Annotated in this window: 16 protein-coding genes; 7 read left to right on the top strand and 9 right to left on the bottom strand. The window is 73.4% G+C overall.

All coding sequences use genetic code 11. The features are described 5' to 3' along the window. Positions 1-28: 28 nt before the first annotated feature. The 8 genes from ABT106_RS12090 to ABT106_RS12055 all read right to left on the bottom strand — a co-directional run bounded on the left by ABT106_RS12090 (position 29) and on the right by ABT106_RS12055 (position 9999). The gene (locus ABT106_RS12090) at positions 29-1606 is read right to left on the bottom strand and encodes a DUF3492 domain-containing protein (protein ID WP_351275643.1); all 1578 of its coding nucleotides are present in this window, start codon (positions 1604-1606) and stop codon (positions 29-31) included. A 180-nt stretch (positions 1607-1786) separates the two neighbouring features. Beyond that, on the bottom strand, positions 1787-3445 hold the full coding sequence (locus ABT106_RS12085; protein WP_351275641.1) for a dipeptide ABC transporter ATP-binding protein: 1659 nt from the start codon (positions 3443-3445) through the stop codon (positions 1787-1789). Then, positions 3442-4434 (bottom strand): ABC transporter permease, encoded by a 993-nt coding sequence (locus ABT106_RS12080; RefSeq protein ID WP_351275639.1) that lies wholly within the window; start codon positions 4432-4434, stop codon positions 3442-3444. The genes ABT106_RS12085 and ABT106_RS12080 overlap by 4 nt, the downstream gene beginning before the upstream one ends. Continuing rightward, positions 4431-5414 (bottom strand): ABC transporter permease, encoded by a 984-nt coding sequence (locus ABT106_RS12075; RefSeq protein WP_502979322.1) that lies wholly within the window; start codon positions 5412-5414, stop codon positions 4431-4433. Before ABT106_RS12075 ends, ABT106_RS12080 begins: the two co-directional genes overlap by 4 nt. Beyond that, positions 5411-7153, bottom strand: a complete 1743-nt coding sequence (locus tag ABT106_RS12070; RefSeq protein ID WP_351275637.1) for an ABC transporter substrate-binding protein — start codon at positions 7151-7153, stop codon at positions 5411-5413. The genes ABT106_RS12075 and ABT106_RS12070 overlap by 4 nt, the downstream gene beginning before the upstream one ends. A 195-nt stretch (positions 7154-7348) precedes the next feature. Then, positions 7349-7444: an Ms4533A family Cys-rich leader peptide gene (locus ABT106_RS12065; RefSeq protein WP_351275635.1), complete on the bottom strand. Its 96-nt coding sequence runs from the start codon at positions 7442-7444 to the stop codon at positions 7349-7351. 81 nt (positions 7445-7525) lie between these two features. After that, positions 7526-8992, bottom strand: a complete 1467-nt coding sequence (locus tag ABT106_RS12060) for a DUF3152 domain-containing protein (RefSeq protein ID WP_351275633.1) — start codon at positions 8990-8992, stop codon at positions 7526-7528. Positions 8993-8997: 5 nt separating this feature from the next. After that, positions 8998-9999 (bottom strand): alpha/beta fold hydrolase, encoded by a 1002-nt coding sequence (locus ABT106_RS12055; protein WP_351275631.1) that lies wholly within the window; start codon positions 9997-9999, stop codon positions 8998-9000. Between the two features lie 135 nt (positions 10000-10134). On the opposite strand from ABT106_RS12055, the gene ABT106_RS12050 reads away from it, so the two are divergent. The 4 genes from ABT106_RS12050 (at position 10135) to ABT106_RS12035 (ending at position 11921) form a co-directional block, all read left to right on the top strand. Next, positions 10135-10350: an Rv3202a family protein gene (locus tag ABT106_RS12050; RefSeq protein WP_351275629.1), complete on the top strand. Its 216-nt coding sequence runs from the start codon at positions 10135-10137 to the stop codon at positions 10348-10350. Between the two features lie 126 nt (positions 10351-10476). Then, entirely contained in the window at positions 10477-11127 is a 651-nt protein-coding gene (locus tag ABT106_RS12045) for a TetR/AcrR family transcriptional regulator (protein ID WP_351275628.1), read from the top strand. A gap of 131 nt (positions 11128-11258) precedes the next feature. Further along, positions 11259-11486, top strand: a complete 228-nt coding sequence (locus ABT106_RS12040; protein ID WP_351275627.1) for a DUF3107 domain-containing protein — start codon at positions 11259-11261, stop codon at positions 11484-11486. A 132-nt stretch (positions 11487-11618) separates the two neighbouring features. After that, positions 11619-11921 (top strand): hypothetical protein, encoded by a 303-nt coding sequence (locus ABT106_RS12035; protein WP_351275626.1) that lies wholly within the window; start codon positions 11619-11621, stop codon positions 11919-11921. 131 nt (positions 11922-12052) lie between these two features. Here the strand turns inward: ABT106_RS12035 and ABT106_RS12030 are convergent, their stop codons facing one another. Further along, positions 12053-12811 (bottom strand): ferritin-like fold-containing protein, encoded by a 759-nt coding sequence (locus ABT106_RS12030; RefSeq protein ID WP_351275624.1) that lies wholly within the window; start codon positions 12809-12811, stop codon positions 12053-12055. 454 nt (positions 12812-13265) lie between these two features. On the opposite strand from ABT106_RS12030, the gene ABT106_RS12025 reads away from it, so the two are divergent. The 3 genes from ABT106_RS12025 (at position 13266) to ABT106_RS12015 (ending at position 16373) form a co-directional block, all read left to right on the top strand. Beyond that, entirely contained in the window at positions 13266-15182 is a 1917-nt protein-coding gene (locus ABT106_RS12025) for a DEAD/DEAH box helicase (RefSeq protein WP_351275622.1), read from the top strand. 85 nt (positions 15183-15267) lie between these two features. Continuing rightward, positions 15268-16122 (top strand): alpha/beta fold hydrolase, encoded by an 855-nt coding sequence (locus ABT106_RS12020; RefSeq protein ID WP_351275620.1) that lies wholly within the window; start codon positions 15268-15270, stop codon positions 16120-16122. 101 nt (positions 16123-16223) lie between these two features. Next, entirely contained in the window at positions 16224-16373 is a 150-nt protein-coding gene (locus ABT106_RS12015) for a DUF8834 family protein (RefSeq protein WP_351275618.1), read from the top strand. Positions 16374-16437: the final 64 nt, after the last annotated feature.

Genomic DNA, 16437 nt, shown 5'->3' with positions numbered 1-16437 from the left:
GCCGCGGCCGCGCGTTCGTCCAGGGTGGTCATGCGGTCGCCTCCGGCACGGGGGCCCAGGTGGGAGTGGTCCAGTGGCCGGGGACCCGGGCCTCCGGGGGCTGTGCGAAGGGGACCTCGCCGTCGGGGCGGGCGGAGCCCCGGGCGAGCAGGCGCAGGTAGACCTCCTGGAAGGCGGCGACGTTCTGCTCGACGGTGAACAGTTCCAGGGCCCGCGCGCGGGCCGCCGAGCCGAGCCGCTGGGCCCGCTCGGGGTCCCGCAGCAGGGAGAGGCAGGCGTCGGCGAGGGCCCGCGGGTTGCGGGGCGGGACGACGAGGCCGGTGCCGCCGATGACCTCCTGGACCGCGCCGACGTCGGTGGAGACGGTGGCCCGGGCGCAGAACATCGCCTCGGCCAGGGTGATCGGGAAGCCCTCGATCACGGAGGACAGCACGACGACGCGGCCGGAGCCGTACGCCTCGGCCGTCGAGGGGGTGTCGGGGCCGCCGATCTCCTCGAAGGTGACGGGGTTCTCGCCCGCGGTCACGGCGTCGACGGCCTCGTCGGGGAAGAGCTGTGCGGCCAGCGACCGGCAGTCGGCGAGGTACTGGGGGGCCACGGCCGTCGCGAAGATCCGCAGCCGCGCCCGGGGTTCGGCCCGGCGCACCTCGGCGAAGGCGTGCAGCAGGGCGACGAGGTCCTTGGCGGGCTCGATCCGGCCCACCCACACCAGCGTGTCGGGGTCCCCGCAGTCCGCGGTCTCCCCGACGGCGGCGAATCGGTCCGCCTCCATGCCCGGGTAGACCGTCCGCAGCTTGTCGCGCGCCGCCCCGCAGCGCTCCTGCCAGCGCCGGGCGTGCGCGTTCCCCGGGGTGAGCAGGTCGGCCCGGTCGTAGATCTCGGCGGCCAGCCGGACGTGGAAGGCGGCGAGCAGCGCCCGGACGGCGGGCCGGGCGTCGGGGCCCTGGCCGAGGTAGTGGGCCCGCAGCTGCACCCCGTACTCGGTGACCAGCAGCGGGACTCCGAAGAAGCGTTTGGCCAGCAGTCCGGGGAGCGCGGCCACTCCGCCCGCCGCCGCGTGGCTGACGTCGACCTCGCCGAGCCCGGACTCCCCGTACCAGTCGAGGGACAACGGGCGCAGCACGCGCTCCAGTTCGTCCACGAACTCCAGCAGGTCGGGCACCTGGGCGGCCTGCACGGCACGGTGGGCGCCCGTCGCCCGGCAGGCGGACTCCACGGCCCGCACCGCGGACTCGGAGCGCAGGGCCGCGTACAGCCCGCCCTGCTCGCGGGCGAGTTCGGCCAGCCCGTACAGCCCGGACGCGAAGGGTCCGGCCTCCCCGGCGCAGGTTCCGTGGACCAGCTCGCGGAAGGCTCCGGTGAACCGGCGCCGCTCGCGCCGGGAGTACGTCCGGCCGTCGTCCGCCGGGGCCCAGAGGGGGGCCGTGCGGACCCGGGTGACGTGGTCGGGCAGCGGGACCCGGGTGCGCTCCTGCTCGGCGCTGCGGCTCAGCGCGTACAGCTCGAACTCGTGCTGCGGGAGGCCGCGCACGAGCCGGTCGCACCACAGCCTGGCCTCTCCGGTGGCATACGGATAACCACCTTCCGTGAGCAGTCCGATCCGCACGAGTGGCACCCCCGATCTCCCGTTCAGGCGGTCGCCGTCGGTCCGGTGACCCGCCGCGGATGAACTCAAGCGGATATGCCGAAGGCGCGACGGACGGTTGTCCGTCGCGCCACCGGAAGGGGTGAAGAGTCGTAACTTTCCCGTACGGTTCGCGTTCGAGCACGCTAGAAATGAGTGCGCCTACGCGAAGACCTCCCGCCGCACGGTGCGGCGCTCGGCGGCCAGACCCGGGTCCAGCGCCGGTACGGCGGCCAGCAGCCGGCGGGTGTAGGCGTGGGCGGGACGGTCGTAGACCTCGTCCACCGGGCCCTCCTCCACGACCTCGCCGCCGCGCATGACGGCGACCCGGTCGCTGACCTGCCGGACCACCGCCAGGTCGTGCGCGATGAACACCAGGGCGATGCCCGACTCCCGCTGGAGCTCCGCCAGCAGGGCGGTGACCTGCGCCTGCGTGGTCACGTCGAGCGCGGACACCGGCTCGTCGCAGACGATCAGCCGGGGCGCCGGGGCGAGTGCGCGGGCGATGCCCACGCGCTGGCGCTGGCCGCCGCTGAACTCGTGCGGGTAGCGGTCGTAGTGGCCGGGCTCCAGCCCGACGCGGCGCAGCAGCTCCCCGACCCGGGTGCGGATCGCGGCCGTGTCGCGTTCTCCGGCGGCGCGCAGCGGGTCGGCGATGGACTCCCCGACGCAACGGCGCGGGTTGAGGGAGGAGACGGGGTCCTGGAAGACCATCTGCGCGCCCGGAGCGAGCCCCGTCGTCTCCCGGCCGGCGTGCCGGACCTGGCCGGAGCTGGGCTCCAGCAGACCGACGAGCATCCGGCCCAGGGTGCTCTTGCCGCTGCCGCTCTCGCCGACGATCCCCAGGGTCTCCCCGGCGCGCACGGCGAGCGACACTCCCCCGACGGCCGTGACGGCCCGCTTCCCGCGCCCGAACTCCCGCCGCAGGGCGAGGGCCTCGACGACGGGCGGGCCGGCCTTCCCGGGCGCCGGTCGCCGCCCGGCCGCGGCCGGGGTGCCGGCCGGGGTCCGGGGCTCGCGCGGCGCGTCCAGCCGCGGTACCGCCGACAGCAGGGCCCGGGTGTACGGGTCACCGGGGGCGGACAGGACCTCGGACACCGGGCCCCGCTCCACGGCGGCGCCGTCCCGCATCACGAGCAGCTCGTCCACGTTCTCGGCGGCGACCCCCACGTCGTGCGTGACCAGCAGCAGTCCGAGGCCGCGTTCCTCGCGCAGCCCGTGCAGCAGGTCGAGTATCTGCGCCTGGACGGTGACGTCGAGGGCGGTGGTGGGCTCGTCCGCGATCAGCAGCCGCGGCTCGCAGGCGAGCGCCATCGCGATGAGGGCGCGCTGGCGCATGCCGCCGCTGAACTCGTGCGGCCGGGCGCGGGAGCGGCGCGCGGCGTCGGGGATGCCGACCCGGTCCAGCACCTCGACGGCCCGTGCCCGCGCCGCCCGCCGGGAGACGTCCGCGTGGACGCGGTGGACCTCGGCGATCTGGTCGCCGATGGCGTAGTACGGGTCCAGTGAGCTGAGCGGGTCCTGGAAGACCATGGCGGCGGTCCCGCCGCGCAGCCGGCGCAGCTCGGCGGCCGTCGCCGTCGCCACGTCCGTGCCGCCCACCCGCACGGTTCCGGCCAGCCGCGCGCCGGTGCCGCGGTGCAGCCCCAGCAGGGCGGCCGCGACGGTGGACTTGCCGCTTCCCGACTCGCCCACGATGCCCAGGGCGCGTCCCGCGCCGAGGGTGAAGGAGATGCCGTCCACCGCCCGTACGTACCCGCCCGGTCCGCCGACCGGGAAGTCGGCCACGAGGTCGCGCACCTCCACCAACGGCTCGGTCATGCGAGGGCCACCCTCCGGTCGGCTACGGCGTACAGCAGGTCGGCGAGCGCGCCGGCGACGACCACGGCGGTGCCGATGGCCATGACGACGCCGACGACGACGGGCAGGTCCACGACCCGGACGCCCTCGATCAGGGTCTTGCCGAGGCCGGGGATCCCGAACAGCGACTCCGTCAGCACGGCGCCGCCGATCATCGTGCCGAAGTCCACGGCGCTGAGCGCGATCACGGGGGCGACGGCACCGCGCACCGCGTGCCGGGTGACGACGGCCCGCTCCGCGACGCCGTAGGCGCGGAAGGTCCGGATGTGGTCCTCGGCGAGCGTCTCCAGGGTGGAACTGCGGGTGAGCCGGGCGTACTTGGCACTCTCGAAGACGCCGAGCGTGACCCAGGGCAGCAACATGTTCCAGGCCCACTGCTCGGGGTCCTCGCCCAGCGGCACGTAGGTGGGGAAGGGCAGCCACTGGAGGTACGCGCAGACCGCCATGAGCAGCAGCAGGCCCAGGATGAAGACGGGAGTGCCGGTTCCGGCGAGGGTGAGGACGGTCAGGACCCGCTCGGTGAGGCCCCCGCGGCGCAGTGCGGACAGCAGTCCGGTGCCGACGCCGACGACGAGCCAGATCACCAGCGCGCCGGAGGCCAGTGACAGGGTGGCGGGCAGCCGGTCGAGGATCAGCTCGGTGACCTGCCGGTCGTTCTGGTACGAGAAGCCGAGGCAGGGCGCGTCGCAGCGCAGGACCAGCCCGGCGCCGCCGGAGTAGTCGCGGCCCGTCAGCACCCCCTGGAGGAAGTGCAGGTACTGGGTGGGTACCGAGTGGTTCAGCCCGAGCTGTTCGCGCACCTGGGCGATCTGCGCCGGGTTGCAGCGCTCTCCGCAGGCGAGGCGGGCGGGGTCGCCGGGGGCGACGTAGAAGAGGAGGTAGACGATCACGGAGAGGGCGAGGAGCACGAACAGCGCGCCGCCGGTCCGTTTGAGCACGAACCGGGTCACGCCGTGCGCTCCTTCCTGGTGCCGACCCGCAGGCGCGAGCCCTCGCGCGGGTCGAGGGCGGTGCGGACCGCGTCGCCGAGCACGGTGAACGCGAGCACGGTGACGAAGAGCAGCCCGGCGGGGAGCAGGACGTAGGCGGGGTCGGCGCGGAACCAGGTCTGGGCGCTGGACAGCATCTGCCCCCAGGACGGGGTGGGTGGCTTGACACCGACGCCGAGGAAGGAGAGGGATGCCTCGGCGACGATGTTGGCCGGCACCTGGATCGCGGCGTAGGTGATGACGGGCGCTGCCAGGGAGGGCAGCAGTTCGCGGCGGGCGATCCGCAGCGTGCTGTTGCCGGACAGCCGGGCGGCCGAGACGAAGTCCAGGTCGCGCAGGGCGAGCGTCTGGGCCCTTACCATCCGGGCGGTGCCGCCCCAGCCCAGCAGGCCGATGACGAGGATCAGCAGCAGCGGCCGGGGGAAGTCGGGCGGGACGACGGCGGTGAGCGCGATGCCGAGCACGAGCATGGGCAGGGCGATCATCACGTCGGTGAGCCGGCCGATGAGCTGCCCGGCGAAGCGGCTGCCGAGGGCGGCGGCGAGTCCGGCGGCCAGCCCGAAGAGGATCTGCACGGTGGTCGCGCCGAGGGCGACGAGCAGCGAGATCCGCGCCCCGTACAGCAGCCGGGTGAGCAGGTCGCGGCCGGTGCCCGGTTCGACGCCGAGCCAGTGCTCGGAGGAGACGCCGCCGAAGGAGCCGAGCGGGACCCCGCCGCGGGCGGAGTCGACGAGGTCGTCGTGGTACGCGTGGGGGTCCTGGCCGGTGATCGCGGCGACCAGCGGTGCGGCGAGGGCGAGGAGGACGAGCAGCGCCAGGACGGCGGCGGCCGCGAGGGCCGCGGGGCGGCGGCGCAGCCGCCTCCCGGCCTGGCGCGCGGCGCCCGCGCCCGGGGGGACGGCCCCGGGCGCGGTCACCGACTGCGGTGCGGTGAGGGTCACTTGACGGAGACCTGCGAGATGTCGAGGACGCCGGTCCAGTCGCTGATGACGACGTTCTTGACGTCCTTGCCGACGAGCCGCTTGTAGACCGGGTGGAACAGCGGTACGGCCAGGGCCTGTTCGCCGATCTTCTTGTCGAGGGCGCCCCAGCGCCTGCCCGCGGCGGCGAGGTCGGTGAGCTTGGCGATCTCGTCGATCTCGGTGTTCACGGCCGGGTCGTCGAGCTGCGCGTGGTTGTAGTTGGAGCCGTTCGCCACGATCTGCCGGCCGTCGAAGATGGGGGCGAGGAAGGGGCCGCCGGACGGCCAGTCGGCGCCCCAGCGGGAGAGGAAGAAGCCGGGGGTGTTCTTGACGTCCCAGCGCTTCTCGTTGAAGGCGTTGTTCTCCAGCCCCTCCAGCTTGACCGTGATCCCGGCGGCGGCGAGGGCCTGCTGGACGGCGGTCGCGACCTCGGGGCTGGTCTGCCGGTTCTGGGCGGTGGAGTGGGTGAGGGTGACGGTGACGCCGTCGGGGAAGCCCGCCTCCTTCAGCAGCTCCTTCGCCTTGGCCGGGTCGCCCGTCTTGCCGGCGGGGAAGTGGTCGTAGGGCGCGTGGCCGAAAGCCTCGCGCTCGGGCAGGAAGGTGGTGGCCGCCTCGGCCAGGGCGGAGCCGCCCGCCGCGTTGACGACGCTGGTGCGGTTGATCGCGTAGGAGATCGCCTGGCGGACCTTCGGGTTGTCGAAGGGGGCCACCTTCGGGTTGAAGGCGAGGTAGTTGACGTAGCCGAAGTGGCCGGTGCCGACGCGTCCCTCCAGCTCCTTGTCGGTGCCGATCTGCGCGAGTTCGGCCGGGCCCAGGTTGGTGTCGGTGGTGATGGCGGCCGCGTCGGGACCGGAGCTGGTCGTCAGGCGCTGATTGATGACCGCGGCGTCCAGGCCGGAGCGGACGTCGATCTTGTCCGGGTAGGCCCTGCGCTCCTCGTCGGTCTTCTCGTCCCAGTGCTCGTTGCGCTCCAGGGTGAGGCGTTCGCCGTCGTTCTCGTTCTTGACGACCTTGTACGGGCCGGAGGAGACGGGGTGCTCCTCGTACGTGACGCCGTTGTCCTTGGCCTTGGGGACGGGGGCGAACTGCGTCTGGGTGGCGACGAAGGGGAACTCGCCCTCGGGTTTGCGGAGCGTGAAGACGATGGTCTTGGCGTCGGGCACGGCGATCGAGGCGAGGCCCTTGCCGCCGTCCTTGTACGGGCCCTCGTAGGTGTCGCCGCCGACGAGCCAGTCCCGCAGGTAGGGGGCGCCGCCCGACAGCTCGGCGGCGAAGGACCGCTCGATGCCGTACTTGATGTCGGCGCTGGTGATCGGGGAGCCGTCCTCGTACTTCAGCCCGTCCTTGAGGGTGTACGTCCACTCGGTGGCGTCGGCGTTGGGCCGGCCCGTGTCGGTGGCCAGGTCCGGCACGACCTTGGTGCCGGGGGCGCCGTCCTCGCGGTTGCGGGTGGTCAGCGTACGGAAGACCAGCGAGGGGACGTTGCCGCCGCCCGAGGTGTAGAGGCGGGCCGGGTCGAAGTCGCTCTGCGGCTCGGCGTTCAGGACGGTCAGGGTGCCGCCCTTCTGGGGCGCGCCCCCGGCGGCGCCGGGCTTGTCGCCCGCGGCTCCGGCGTTGTCCGCACCGTCCTTGGGGCCGCAGGCCGCGGCGCCCCCGGCCAGTACGAGGCTGACGGCGACCGCGGCCACGCGGCGCGATATGTGGGACTGACGGAACATCGGAAGAGGACCTCTCGGCGTGAAGGAAGGACGGAAGGGCCACGCGAGGGGCAGCGGTCAGCGGTCGGTCGGTACCGGAAGAACCGGAAGAACCGGAAGAAGGGCACCGTGACAGGAGAGGGCCGCGCCTGCGGGCATGAACGCACCCGGGCGCGGCGAAGATCGTGAAAGGGTCGCGGCGCTTACGGGTCGGCGTCAGCGACAGAGGATGTCGGCCACGCTGTGCGCGGCCACACCAAGCAGCGCCAGCTCAATGGCGGCGCTCGCGTTCATGGTGTGGAGGTGCGACATGCGGAGAACCATGACCGATGATCGGACAGGTTGTCAACGCGGCGGGTGCGCCCCCACCGGCACACATCCGCTTCCTACCTCTCAACCCCCGGGAAACACCCAGGGGTTGGGCTTGCACTGGATTCCGTCGATGTCGAGGGACTTCGTCTGCTGCTGCATGATCGGCGCGAGCGATCCCGGCGTGCGGCAGCTCACGTGCCCGTTCCCGAGCCGGTGCCCGACCTCGTGGTTGATGAGCATCTGGCGGTAGGTGAACATCTGGTCCGGCCCGTACGTCGCCGAGCCCTGCGCCCACCGGAACGCGTTGATCATCACGCGGTCGGTGGAGGCGGAGTCGCAGGAGACGTTGTCGACGGTGGTGTCCAGACTGGACTTGGCGCACCAGACGCCGGTGGTCCCGGGGCTGGCGAGGGTGATCACGAAGTCGGCCTCGCCGCCCGGCACCCGCTCGAAGGTCCGGGCGCCGCCGTGGCTCCAGCTGCGCGGGTCGTTGAGGGTGCGGTGGACGGCCTCGGCGAACAGCTGCGGGTCCAGCCCCAGCGCCTGTTCCACGTCGACCCGGTAGCGCACGAGCCTGCCCTTGCCCGGCGCCTTGGCCACGCCGGGCACGGTGTCGAAGGTCCCGGGCCCGGCCAGCTTCGGGTCGATGGGCAGCTGCTGGGCCATCTTCTGCTCGTACGTCAGCTCGGGCGCGGGGGCGGGCGCGGCGGGCGCCTGTGGCGTCACGCGCTCCTCGGAGCGGGATCCGGCGACGTGGCTGTCGGAGCCGCGCGCGGGCGCTCCGCCGGGGGCGGCCACCGGGCCGGGCTTGAGGATGTCCTCCTCGGAGACCACCTGGCCCGCGATCACGACCGCGAGGACGGTGGTGACGGCCACGGCCGCCAGACCGGTGTACGTACGGACCTTCAGGCCGCGGCCGGAGCCCTGGCGTTCGAGGGCCGGCTCGTCCACGCCCACGGCCACGGCCTCGGCGGGTTCGGCGAACGCGGCGGGCTTGCGCGGCCGGGGAACCTGGCCGCGCGGGCCGGTGGAGGTCACGGGGTCGAAGCCGGGCTCCGGCGGGCGCGGGACCGACGGGGTCAGGCTGACCTGCGGGAAGCCCACCGCGGGGGTGCCGAAGGCGGGGGTGTCGGAGTCCAGGACGGCGGAGCGGGCCGGGCCCGGGGCGGCGTGGACCGAGGCCGGCGCCCCGGTGCGGACGGTGGCGCGCGGCACGCCCTGCCAGTCCCCGTAGACGGAGCCGGAGCCGGGTCCGGAACCGTAGCCCCAGGCGCCGCCGGGCTCGTGCTGCTCGGGGTGGCCGCCGGTGCGGGCCCCGGGCGCGGGCCGCTCCCGGGGGGCGAACCCCTGGTGGGCGACGGTGGGTTCGGGCCGCCGCCGGGCGAACGGATCGCCGTACCGGTCCTCGTACGGGTCCTCGAACCGGTCCTCGTACGGATCCGGGTACGGGCCGTCGTACGGGCCCGCGTACGGGCTGGGCTCCGCAGGGGCTGCCGGAGCCGGCGCCACCCTTGCGGGGGCGGGGTCCTTGCGACTATGTCGTCCCACGGTCCTCAGCCTCTGCCGTCTTCGGTCGCTCGGTCGGTGTCGCCCGCACCGCTGTCGGTGTCGCGCAGCAGCTCCCCGAAGGCGGCGGCCACCACCTCGGGGTACTCCATCATCGCCACGTGCCCGGCCTCGGGAAGGCACAGCAGCCGCGATCCCCGGAAGGCCGCGGCGGCCTTGCGCGCCATACGGTACGAGACCAGTTGGTCCCGGCCACCGTAGACCAGCAGCGCCGGTGCGAGAACCCGCTGGGCCTGCCGCCACAGCCCGTGCTGGCCGCCGAGGGTGTAGGCGTCGACGATCCCGCGGGAGGTACGGGTCATCGCGTCCCAGAAGTACGGCAGGGCCATCCGCCGCTCCATCTCCTCCACGGCGGCCCGGAATCCGTCCGCTGTCACCCGGGAGGGGTCCCCGTAACAGAGGTCCGTCACCCCCCGGGTGCGCTGCTCGGCGGTGAACCCGCGAGTGAGGCGGCCGAAGAGCGCGGCCGTCCCCGGTACGGCGAGCAGCGCGGTCGGCACGGCCGATCTCTGCACGCGCAGCTCGGGCAGGGCCGGTGAGACCAGCGTCAGGGTGCGTACGAGGTCGGGCCGGACGGCGGCGACCCGGGTGGAGACGGCGCCGCCGAGGGAGTTACCGAAGAGGTGCACCGGACCGCGTCCCGCGGCGTCGAGGTGGCGGATGACCGCGCGGGCGAGTCCGGTGACGGAGTAGTCCCGGTCGGCCGGCGGCGGGGACCAGCCGAAGCCGGGCAGGTCGACGGCCTCGCCGTCGACGGTGCCGGCCAGCCGCTCCATGAGCGCCGACCAGTTCTGCGAGGAACCGCCGAGTCCGTGCACGAACAGCGCCGGCGGCAGGCCGGTGCGCAGGGGCGGCCGGACCCGGACGGCCAGTTCCAGCCCGGGGAGCGCGGCGGTGCGCATCCGCTCCCCGTCGGCCAGCCGGACCGCTCCCACCAGCGGGGAGGGCTCGGCGGTGGGCCGTACACCCGGCAGCTCGGTCGAAGACATGCGGCAATGTTACGAGACGATCACGCCGCACCTCTTGTGTTCGCGGTCACAGGGGCCGTCCGGGTCTGCCTGGCGGGGCCCGCGCGATCCTCCTAGGCTCGAAGGAGAAGAGGAGAAGGAAGCGAGGGGAGCGCTATGACTGTCGACCCTGCGGAGCCGGAGACCTTCCGCGAGCGGGATCCCGGGACGCTCGACGCGGAGGCGCCCGAGGCGGACGTCGCGGAACAGCTGGCGGACCTGCTGCCCGGCGAGGACGAGCCGGTCACCGGCGTGGACGCGGGCGAGGCCGCGGACGCGGACGCCGCCGAGCAGGCGCGGGTGGTGCCGCTGGACGAGGACGACTACCGCTGACCAGCGCCTCCGGGCGGTCCGTACCGCGAGAAAACTCGGCTTGAACCCTCCAGATTCGGTTACCGAAAAGTACGATGGCCGCGCGGCGCAGAGCGCACTGTGTTCTAACAGAAAGTGGGAGGCGGCGTGACAGCCATCGAGCAGACCGAAGCAGCGCGTCCGCGGGGCACGCGACTGCCGCGCCGAGCCCGACGCAACCAGCTGCTGGGCGCGGCCCAGGAGGTCTTCGTCGCGCAGGGCTACCACGCGGCGGCGATGGACGACATCGCCGAGCGCGCCGGCGTGAGCAAGCCGGTGCTGTACCAGCACTTCCCCGGCAAGCTCGACCTCTACCTGGCGCTGCTGGACCAGCACTGCGAGTCGCTGCTGCTGGCCGTGCGCACCGCGCTCGCGTCGACGACGGACAACAAGCTGCGCGTCGCCGCAACGATGGACGCCTACTTCGCGTACGTGCAGGACGAGGGCGGCGCCTTCCGCCTGGTCTTCGAGTCGGACCTGACGAACGAGCCCGCCGTGCGCGAGCGCGTCGACCGGGTCTCGCTCCAGTGCGCCGAGGCGATCTCGGACGTCATCGCCGAGGACACCGGCCTGTCGAAGGACGAGTCGATGCTGCTGGCCGTGGGCCTCGGCGGGGTCTCGCAGGTGGTGGCCCGCTACTGGCTGTCCAGTGAGAGCCCGGTCGCCCGGGACACGGCGGTGGGCCTGCTGACCTCGCTGGCCTGGCGCGGCATCGCCGGCTTCCCGCTGCACGGCGCCGAGCCGGGCGCCGAGGGCTGACCGGCCCGGCCGGGGCCGCTGTTCGCTGCGAGCGTGTCCGCTCCGCGCGATTCCGCTCCGCTCTCCGGGCTAATGTGGACCGCGTACGGCGCGGCTGATCGCGCGCAACGGACCGTCGGAGGGACAAAGCCGTGGAGGTCAAGATCGGCGTGCAGCACGCACCCCGGGAGATCGTGCTGGAGAGCGGCCTGAGCGCCGAGGAGCTGGAGGGCATCGTCGCCGCCGCACTGTCCGGCACGACGCCGCTGCTCAGCCTCACCGACGTCAAGGGCCGCAAGGTCCTGGTGCCGTCCGACCGCCTGTCCTACGTGGAACTGGGCGAGCCGAGCAGCCGCAAGGTCGGTTTCGGCGCGCTCTGACGCGACGGGTGCCCGGAGGGCGAGAACTGAGGGGAACGGCCCGGTGGTTGATACCACCGGGCCGTTTCCCTTTGTTCCGCTTCGGGTAGGAGGCCAGTGACCGGTTTGCCCCGACGTATGGGAGGGACCCCCATGCCGCTGATGGAAGCGCTCGGCTCTGCTCTGCTGGGACTCCTCTTGTCCGGAGCGGCCGCGCGAGTGCTCGCACGGCGGCTGCCCTCACAGAGAGTGGTGCTGGTCAGCGGGGTGCTGGGCGCGCTCTTCGGGGCGTACCTGACGCACTTCGCGCTGGGCCCCGGGCACATCAGCCTGACCGCGGCCCTGATCGGCGCCGGCCTGGTGTCGGCGGTGGTGCTGTCGCTGCTGCTGCGGCCGGCCCCGGGATCCCGCGGCCGCTCGCACCGGCCTCCGTTTTCGCTCCCCTCGGGGGGCTGAGCGGGACGACTGAACGGGACGCCGGACGACTGAACGGGACACGGAACGTACGCCGGCCTCCGGCGCGGAACCATCCGCGCCGGAGGCCGGCGTGTGGAGCGGGCCGGAAGCAGTGCCCGGCGGTCACGGAGTCAGGCGGCGAGGCCGAGGGCCGCCATCCGCTTGGTGTGGGCCTTGGTGATCCGCGTGAACATCTCGCCGACGGCCGCCAGGTCGAAGCCGGCCGCCATCCCGTCGACGCCGCCGACCAGCATGGTGGACAGCGCGTCGCGCTCGGCGACCACGCGCTGGGCCTGCGAGAGGGCCTCGCCCATCAGCCGCCGCGCCCAGAGGGCGAGCCGGCCGCCGCAGCGCGGGTCGGCCTCGATCGCGGCGCGCACCTTCTCGACGGCGAAGCCGCCGTGGCCGGTGTCGTCGAGCACGCCGACGACGAGGGCGCGGGTGTCGGTGTCCAGGTGGGTGGCGACCTCGCGGTAGAAGTCGCTGGCGATCGAGTCGCCGACGTACGCCTTGACCAGGCCCTCCAGCCAGTCCGACGGCGCGGTCTGGCGGTGGAAGTCGTCGACGCCCTTGGCGAAGGGCTGCATGGCGGAGGTGGGCTCGACGTCGATGGCGGAGAGCCGGTCGCGCAGCCGCTCGAAGTGGTGGAACTCGGCGGAGGCCATGGCCGCGAGCTCGGCCTTGTCGTCGAGGGTGGGCGCGAGCTTCGCGTCCTCGGCGAGACGCTCGAAGGCCGCGAGCTCCCCGTACGCGAGAGCGCCGAGCAGGTCCACGACGGCGGCCCGGTACTGCGGCGAGGCAGAGGCGGTCGCCCAGTCCTGAGCGGCGATGCCCACGGCTTCCGCGGCGGTGCTGTCGTCGGCGGGCGAGGCGTTTTCTACGGTCGGCATGCTCCGCACAATAGCCCGCCCAAAGGCGCCCCAAGGCACCACATCCGCTCACTGCCGACCTGGGTAAACGCGCCTACCCGGTGAATTCGCCCGACACAGCTGCGCGATTCCGGGGTACAGTGGTAATGCGCCTGCCGGAAACTCGGCGGGCCATCCGAATGAGGATGCCCGGTCGGTGGCCCGATCGGCTCCAACCGACCCGCCCTCGGTGTGGTGCGTGCGCGACTGCGCACAGCCTCCGCACGAGGGGCCCCCTCAGCGGCACAAGCGCTTGAGCGAAGGCTTAGTGGTCCCGCGCAGCTTCGTACGTACGTCGCAGTACTGCAAGCCAGGCACGGTACGACCCCCCTCGCCGCCTCGCGCCGCGTCTCACAGAAGAGGCAGCACCCTGACTACGTTCCGAGACCTCGGGATCCTTTCCGAGACCGCCGAAGCCCTTGAAGCCGTCGGCATCGTGTCCCCCTTCCCGATCCAGGAGATGACCCTCCCCGTCGCCCTTTCCGGCACGGACGTCATCGGCCAGGCCAAGACCGGTACCGGCAAGACGCTCGGTTTCGGCCTTCCCCTGCTGGAGCGGGTCACCGTCCCCGCGGACGTCGAGGCGGGCCGGGCCCGTCCCGACCAGCTCACCGACGCCCCGCAGGCCCTCGTCGTGGTTCCGACCCGCGAGCTCTGCACCCAGGTGACCAACGACCTGCTGACCGCGGGCAAGGTCCGCAACGTCCGCGTCCTCGCCATATACGGCGGCCGCGCGTACGAGCCACAGGTCGAGGCGCTCAAGAAGGGCGTCGACATCATCGTCGGCACCCCGGGCCGCCTGCTCGACCTGGCCGGGCAGAAGAAGCTCGACCTGTCGCACGTCCGGGCCCTGGTCCTGGACGAGGCCGACGAGATGCTCGACCTGGGCTTCCTGCCCGACGTCGAGCGGATCATGAGCTACCTGCCGCCGAAGCGTCAGACCATGCTGTTCTCGGCGACCATGCCGGGCGCGGTCATCGGCCTGGCCCGCCGGTACATGACGCAGCCGACGCACATCCGCGCCGTCTCCGAGGACGGTGAGGGCGCGACCGTCGCCAACACCACGCAGCACGTCTTCCGTGCGCACAACATGGACAAGCCGGAGCTCGTCTCCCGCATCCTGCAGGCCGAGGGCCGCGGCCTGGCCATGATCTTCTGCCGCACCAAGCGCACGGCCGCCGACATCGCCGAGCAGCTGGAGAAGCGCGGCTTCGCCTCGGGCGCCGTCCACGGCGACCTGGGCCAGGGCGCCCGCGAGCAGGCGCTGCGCGCGTTCCGCAACGGCAAGGTCGACGTGCTGGTGTGCACCGACGTCGCCGCGCGCGGCATCGACGTCGAGGGTGTGACCCACGTCATCAACTACCAGACGCCGGAGGACGAGAAGACCTTCCTGCACCGTGTGGGCCGCACCGGCCGCGCGGGCAAGAAGGGCATCGCCGTCACCCTGGTCGACTGGGACGACATCCCGCGCTGGCAGCTGATCAACAAGGCGCTGGAGCTGGACTTCCACGACCCGGTCGAGACGTACTCCACGTCTCCGCACCTGTTCGAGGAGATGAACATCCCGGCCGGCACCAAGGGCACCCTGCCGCGCTCCGAGCGCACGCGGGCCGGCCTGAAGGCCGAGAACCTCGAGGACCTGGGCGAGACCGGCGGCCGCGGTGGCCGTGGCGGTCGCGGAGCGGCCCCCGCCGCCGCCCCGGTCGCCGAGGAGCGTCCGGCCCGTACCCGTACGCCGCGCCAGCGCCGTCGGACGCGCGGTGGTTCCGAGTCCGGCGTCGAGGCCGTGGCCGTGGCCGCGCCGGTGACCCCGGTGGCGGACGCCCCCGAGGTCGCGGCCGCCGACGAGCCGCGCAGGCCGCGCCGCCGCCGCACCCGTGGCTCGGTTCCGGCCGCCGCGCCGGCTCCGGCCGTCGAGGTCGCCGTGGCCGCCCCGGTCGCGGTCGCCGCTCCGGTCGCCGTGGTGGAGGCCCCCGTGGCCGTCGCCGCGGTCGTGGCGGAGGAGGCTCCGGTCAAGCCGAAGCGCACCCGGACCCGCAAGGCCGTCGCCGCGGTCGCCGAGGCCGCCGTGGTCGAGGCTCCCGTCGCGGTGGAGGTCGCCGAGGACGCTCCGGTCAAGCCGAAGCGCACCCGGACCCGCAAGGCCGTCGCCCCGGCCGCGGACGCCGTCGTCGCCGAGGCCCCCGAGGCCCCGGCCGATGAGGCCCCCGCGAAGCCGAAGCGCACCCGGACCCGCAAGGTCGCGGCCGTCCCGGTCGCCGAGGCCGCCGCCCCGGCCGAGGCCGCCGAGGAGGCTCCGGTCAAGCCGAAGCGCACCCGGACCCGCAAGGCCGCCGCCGCCCCCGAGGCGTAAGCACCGTCCGACGGCCCGGTTCCCCGCTCAGGGGGGCCGGGCCGTCGGCGTGTCCGCGGGTCGACCGGCCAGTAACGTGAGCCGCATGAGCAAGCCCCCGCGCCTGACCCTGCCGTCCGCCGCCCGTGCGCACCGCCTCGTCACCGACCGCGGTGCCTTCGCCGTGCACGAGGCCGGCGAACCCGTCCGAGGCACCGCCCTGCTGGTCCCGGGCTTCACGGGCAGCAAGGAGGATTTCGTCGCCCTGCTGGAGCCGCTGTCCGCGGCCGGGTACCGGGTGGTCGCCGTCGACGGACGCGGGCAGTACGAGACCCCGGGGCCGCGCGAGGAGGAGGCGTACGCGCTGGAGGAGCTGGCGCGGGACGTCCTGGCGCAGGTACGGGCCCTGGGAGCGGGCCGCGTGCACCTGGTCGGCCACTCGCTCGGCGGGCTCGTCTCACGCGCCGCGGTCCTGCGCGATCCGGCCCCGTTCGCCTCGCTGACCCTGATGAGCAGCGGGCCCGCCGCGATCGACGAGGTCCAGCGGGGCCGGACGAAGCTGCTGGTGGCGGCGCTGGAGGCGCTGCGCGAGGACATGGACGCGGTGTGGGCGGCGATGCGCGCCCAGGACCCGCGGGACGCCGAGGCGGACGCGCCCGAGCTGGCGTCCTTCCTGCGCGAGCGGTGGCTGGCGACCGTGCCGGAGCAGCTGATCGCCACCGGGCGGGCGCTGATCTCCGAGCCCGACCGGGTGGACGAGCTGGCAGGGGTCGCGCTGCCGAAGCTGGTGCTGTCCGGTGTGGTCGACTACGCCTGGCCGGTGCCGCTGATGGATGACATGGCGCGTCGGCTGGGAGCGTCCCGGGTCGTCGTGGAGGGCGCCGAGCACTCCCCCAACGCGGAGAATCCGGCGGTCACAGCCGGTGCGCTGGTCACGTTCTGGGACTCTTGCCCCCACTAATATTTAGCGAGTGAAAAAATTTCCTTAGCGTAGGGAATGTTTGCCACCTACACTTCGTTGGAACCTGTGCAAGGAGAAACACCGACGAAGGGAGAAGCCCCATGCGCTTCGAGATTCTGCGCCTGAACGACGTCGACGGATCCGCCGTGGACAGCACCGTCGTGGACGCGGCCTCCGTCAACCGGATCGTGCAGCACGCCGCCTCTGTCGGCCAGCGCATTCTGATCCGACCGGCAGGCACGGCGTCCTGACGCCTCGCACACCGCACACCGCACACACGTCTGCGCCCCCGCCACCGATACCGGTGCGGGGGCG

It is taken from the genome of Streptomyces sp. NPDC002044 (genome assembly GCF_040296725.1).
In the GTDB taxonomy this organism is placed as follows: Bacteria; Actinomycetota; Actinomycetes; order Streptomycetales; family Streptomycetaceae; genus Streptomyces; species Streptomyces antarcticus.
This window is presented reverse-complemented; position numbering and strand designations above follow the sequence as displayed.

Coding starts and splice junctions, on each gene's coding strand:
- ABT106_RS12085 (WP_351275641.1), bottom strand. CDS start 3,445: ATGACCGAGCCGTTGGTGGAGGTGCGCGACCTCGTGGCCGACTTCCCG.
- ABT106_RS12070 (WP_351275637.1), bottom strand. CDS start 7,153: ATGTTCCGTCAGTCCCACATATCGCGCCGCGTGGCCGCGGTCGCCGTC.
- ABT106_RS12065 (WP_351275635.1), bottom strand. CDS start 7,444: ATGTCGCACCTCCACACCATGAACGCGAGCGCCGCCATTGAGCTGGCG.
- ABT106_RS12055 (WP_351275631.1), bottom strand. CDS start 9,999: ATGTCTTCGACCGAGCTGCCGGGTGTACGGCCCACCGCCGAGCCCTCC.
- ABT106_RS12050 (WP_351275629.1), top strand. CDS start 10,135: ATGACTGTCGACCCTGCGGAGCCGGAGACCTTCCGCGAGCGGGATCCC.
- ABT106_RS12035 (WP_351275626.1), top strand. CDS start 11,619: ATGCCGCTGATGGAAGCGCTCGGCTCTGCTCTGCTGGGACTCCTCTTG.
- ABT106_RS12030 (WP_351275624.1), bottom strand. CDS start 12,811: ATGCCGACCGTAGAAAACGCCTCGCCCGCCGACGACAGCACCGCCGCG.
- ABT106_RS12020 (WP_351275620.1), top strand. CDS start 15,268: ATGAGCAAGCCCCCGCGCCTGACCCTGCCGTCCGCCGCCCGTGCGCAC.
- ABT106_RS12015 (WP_351275618.1), top strand. CDS start 16,224: ATGCGCTTCGAGATTCTGCGCCTGAACGACGTCGACGGATCCGCCGTG.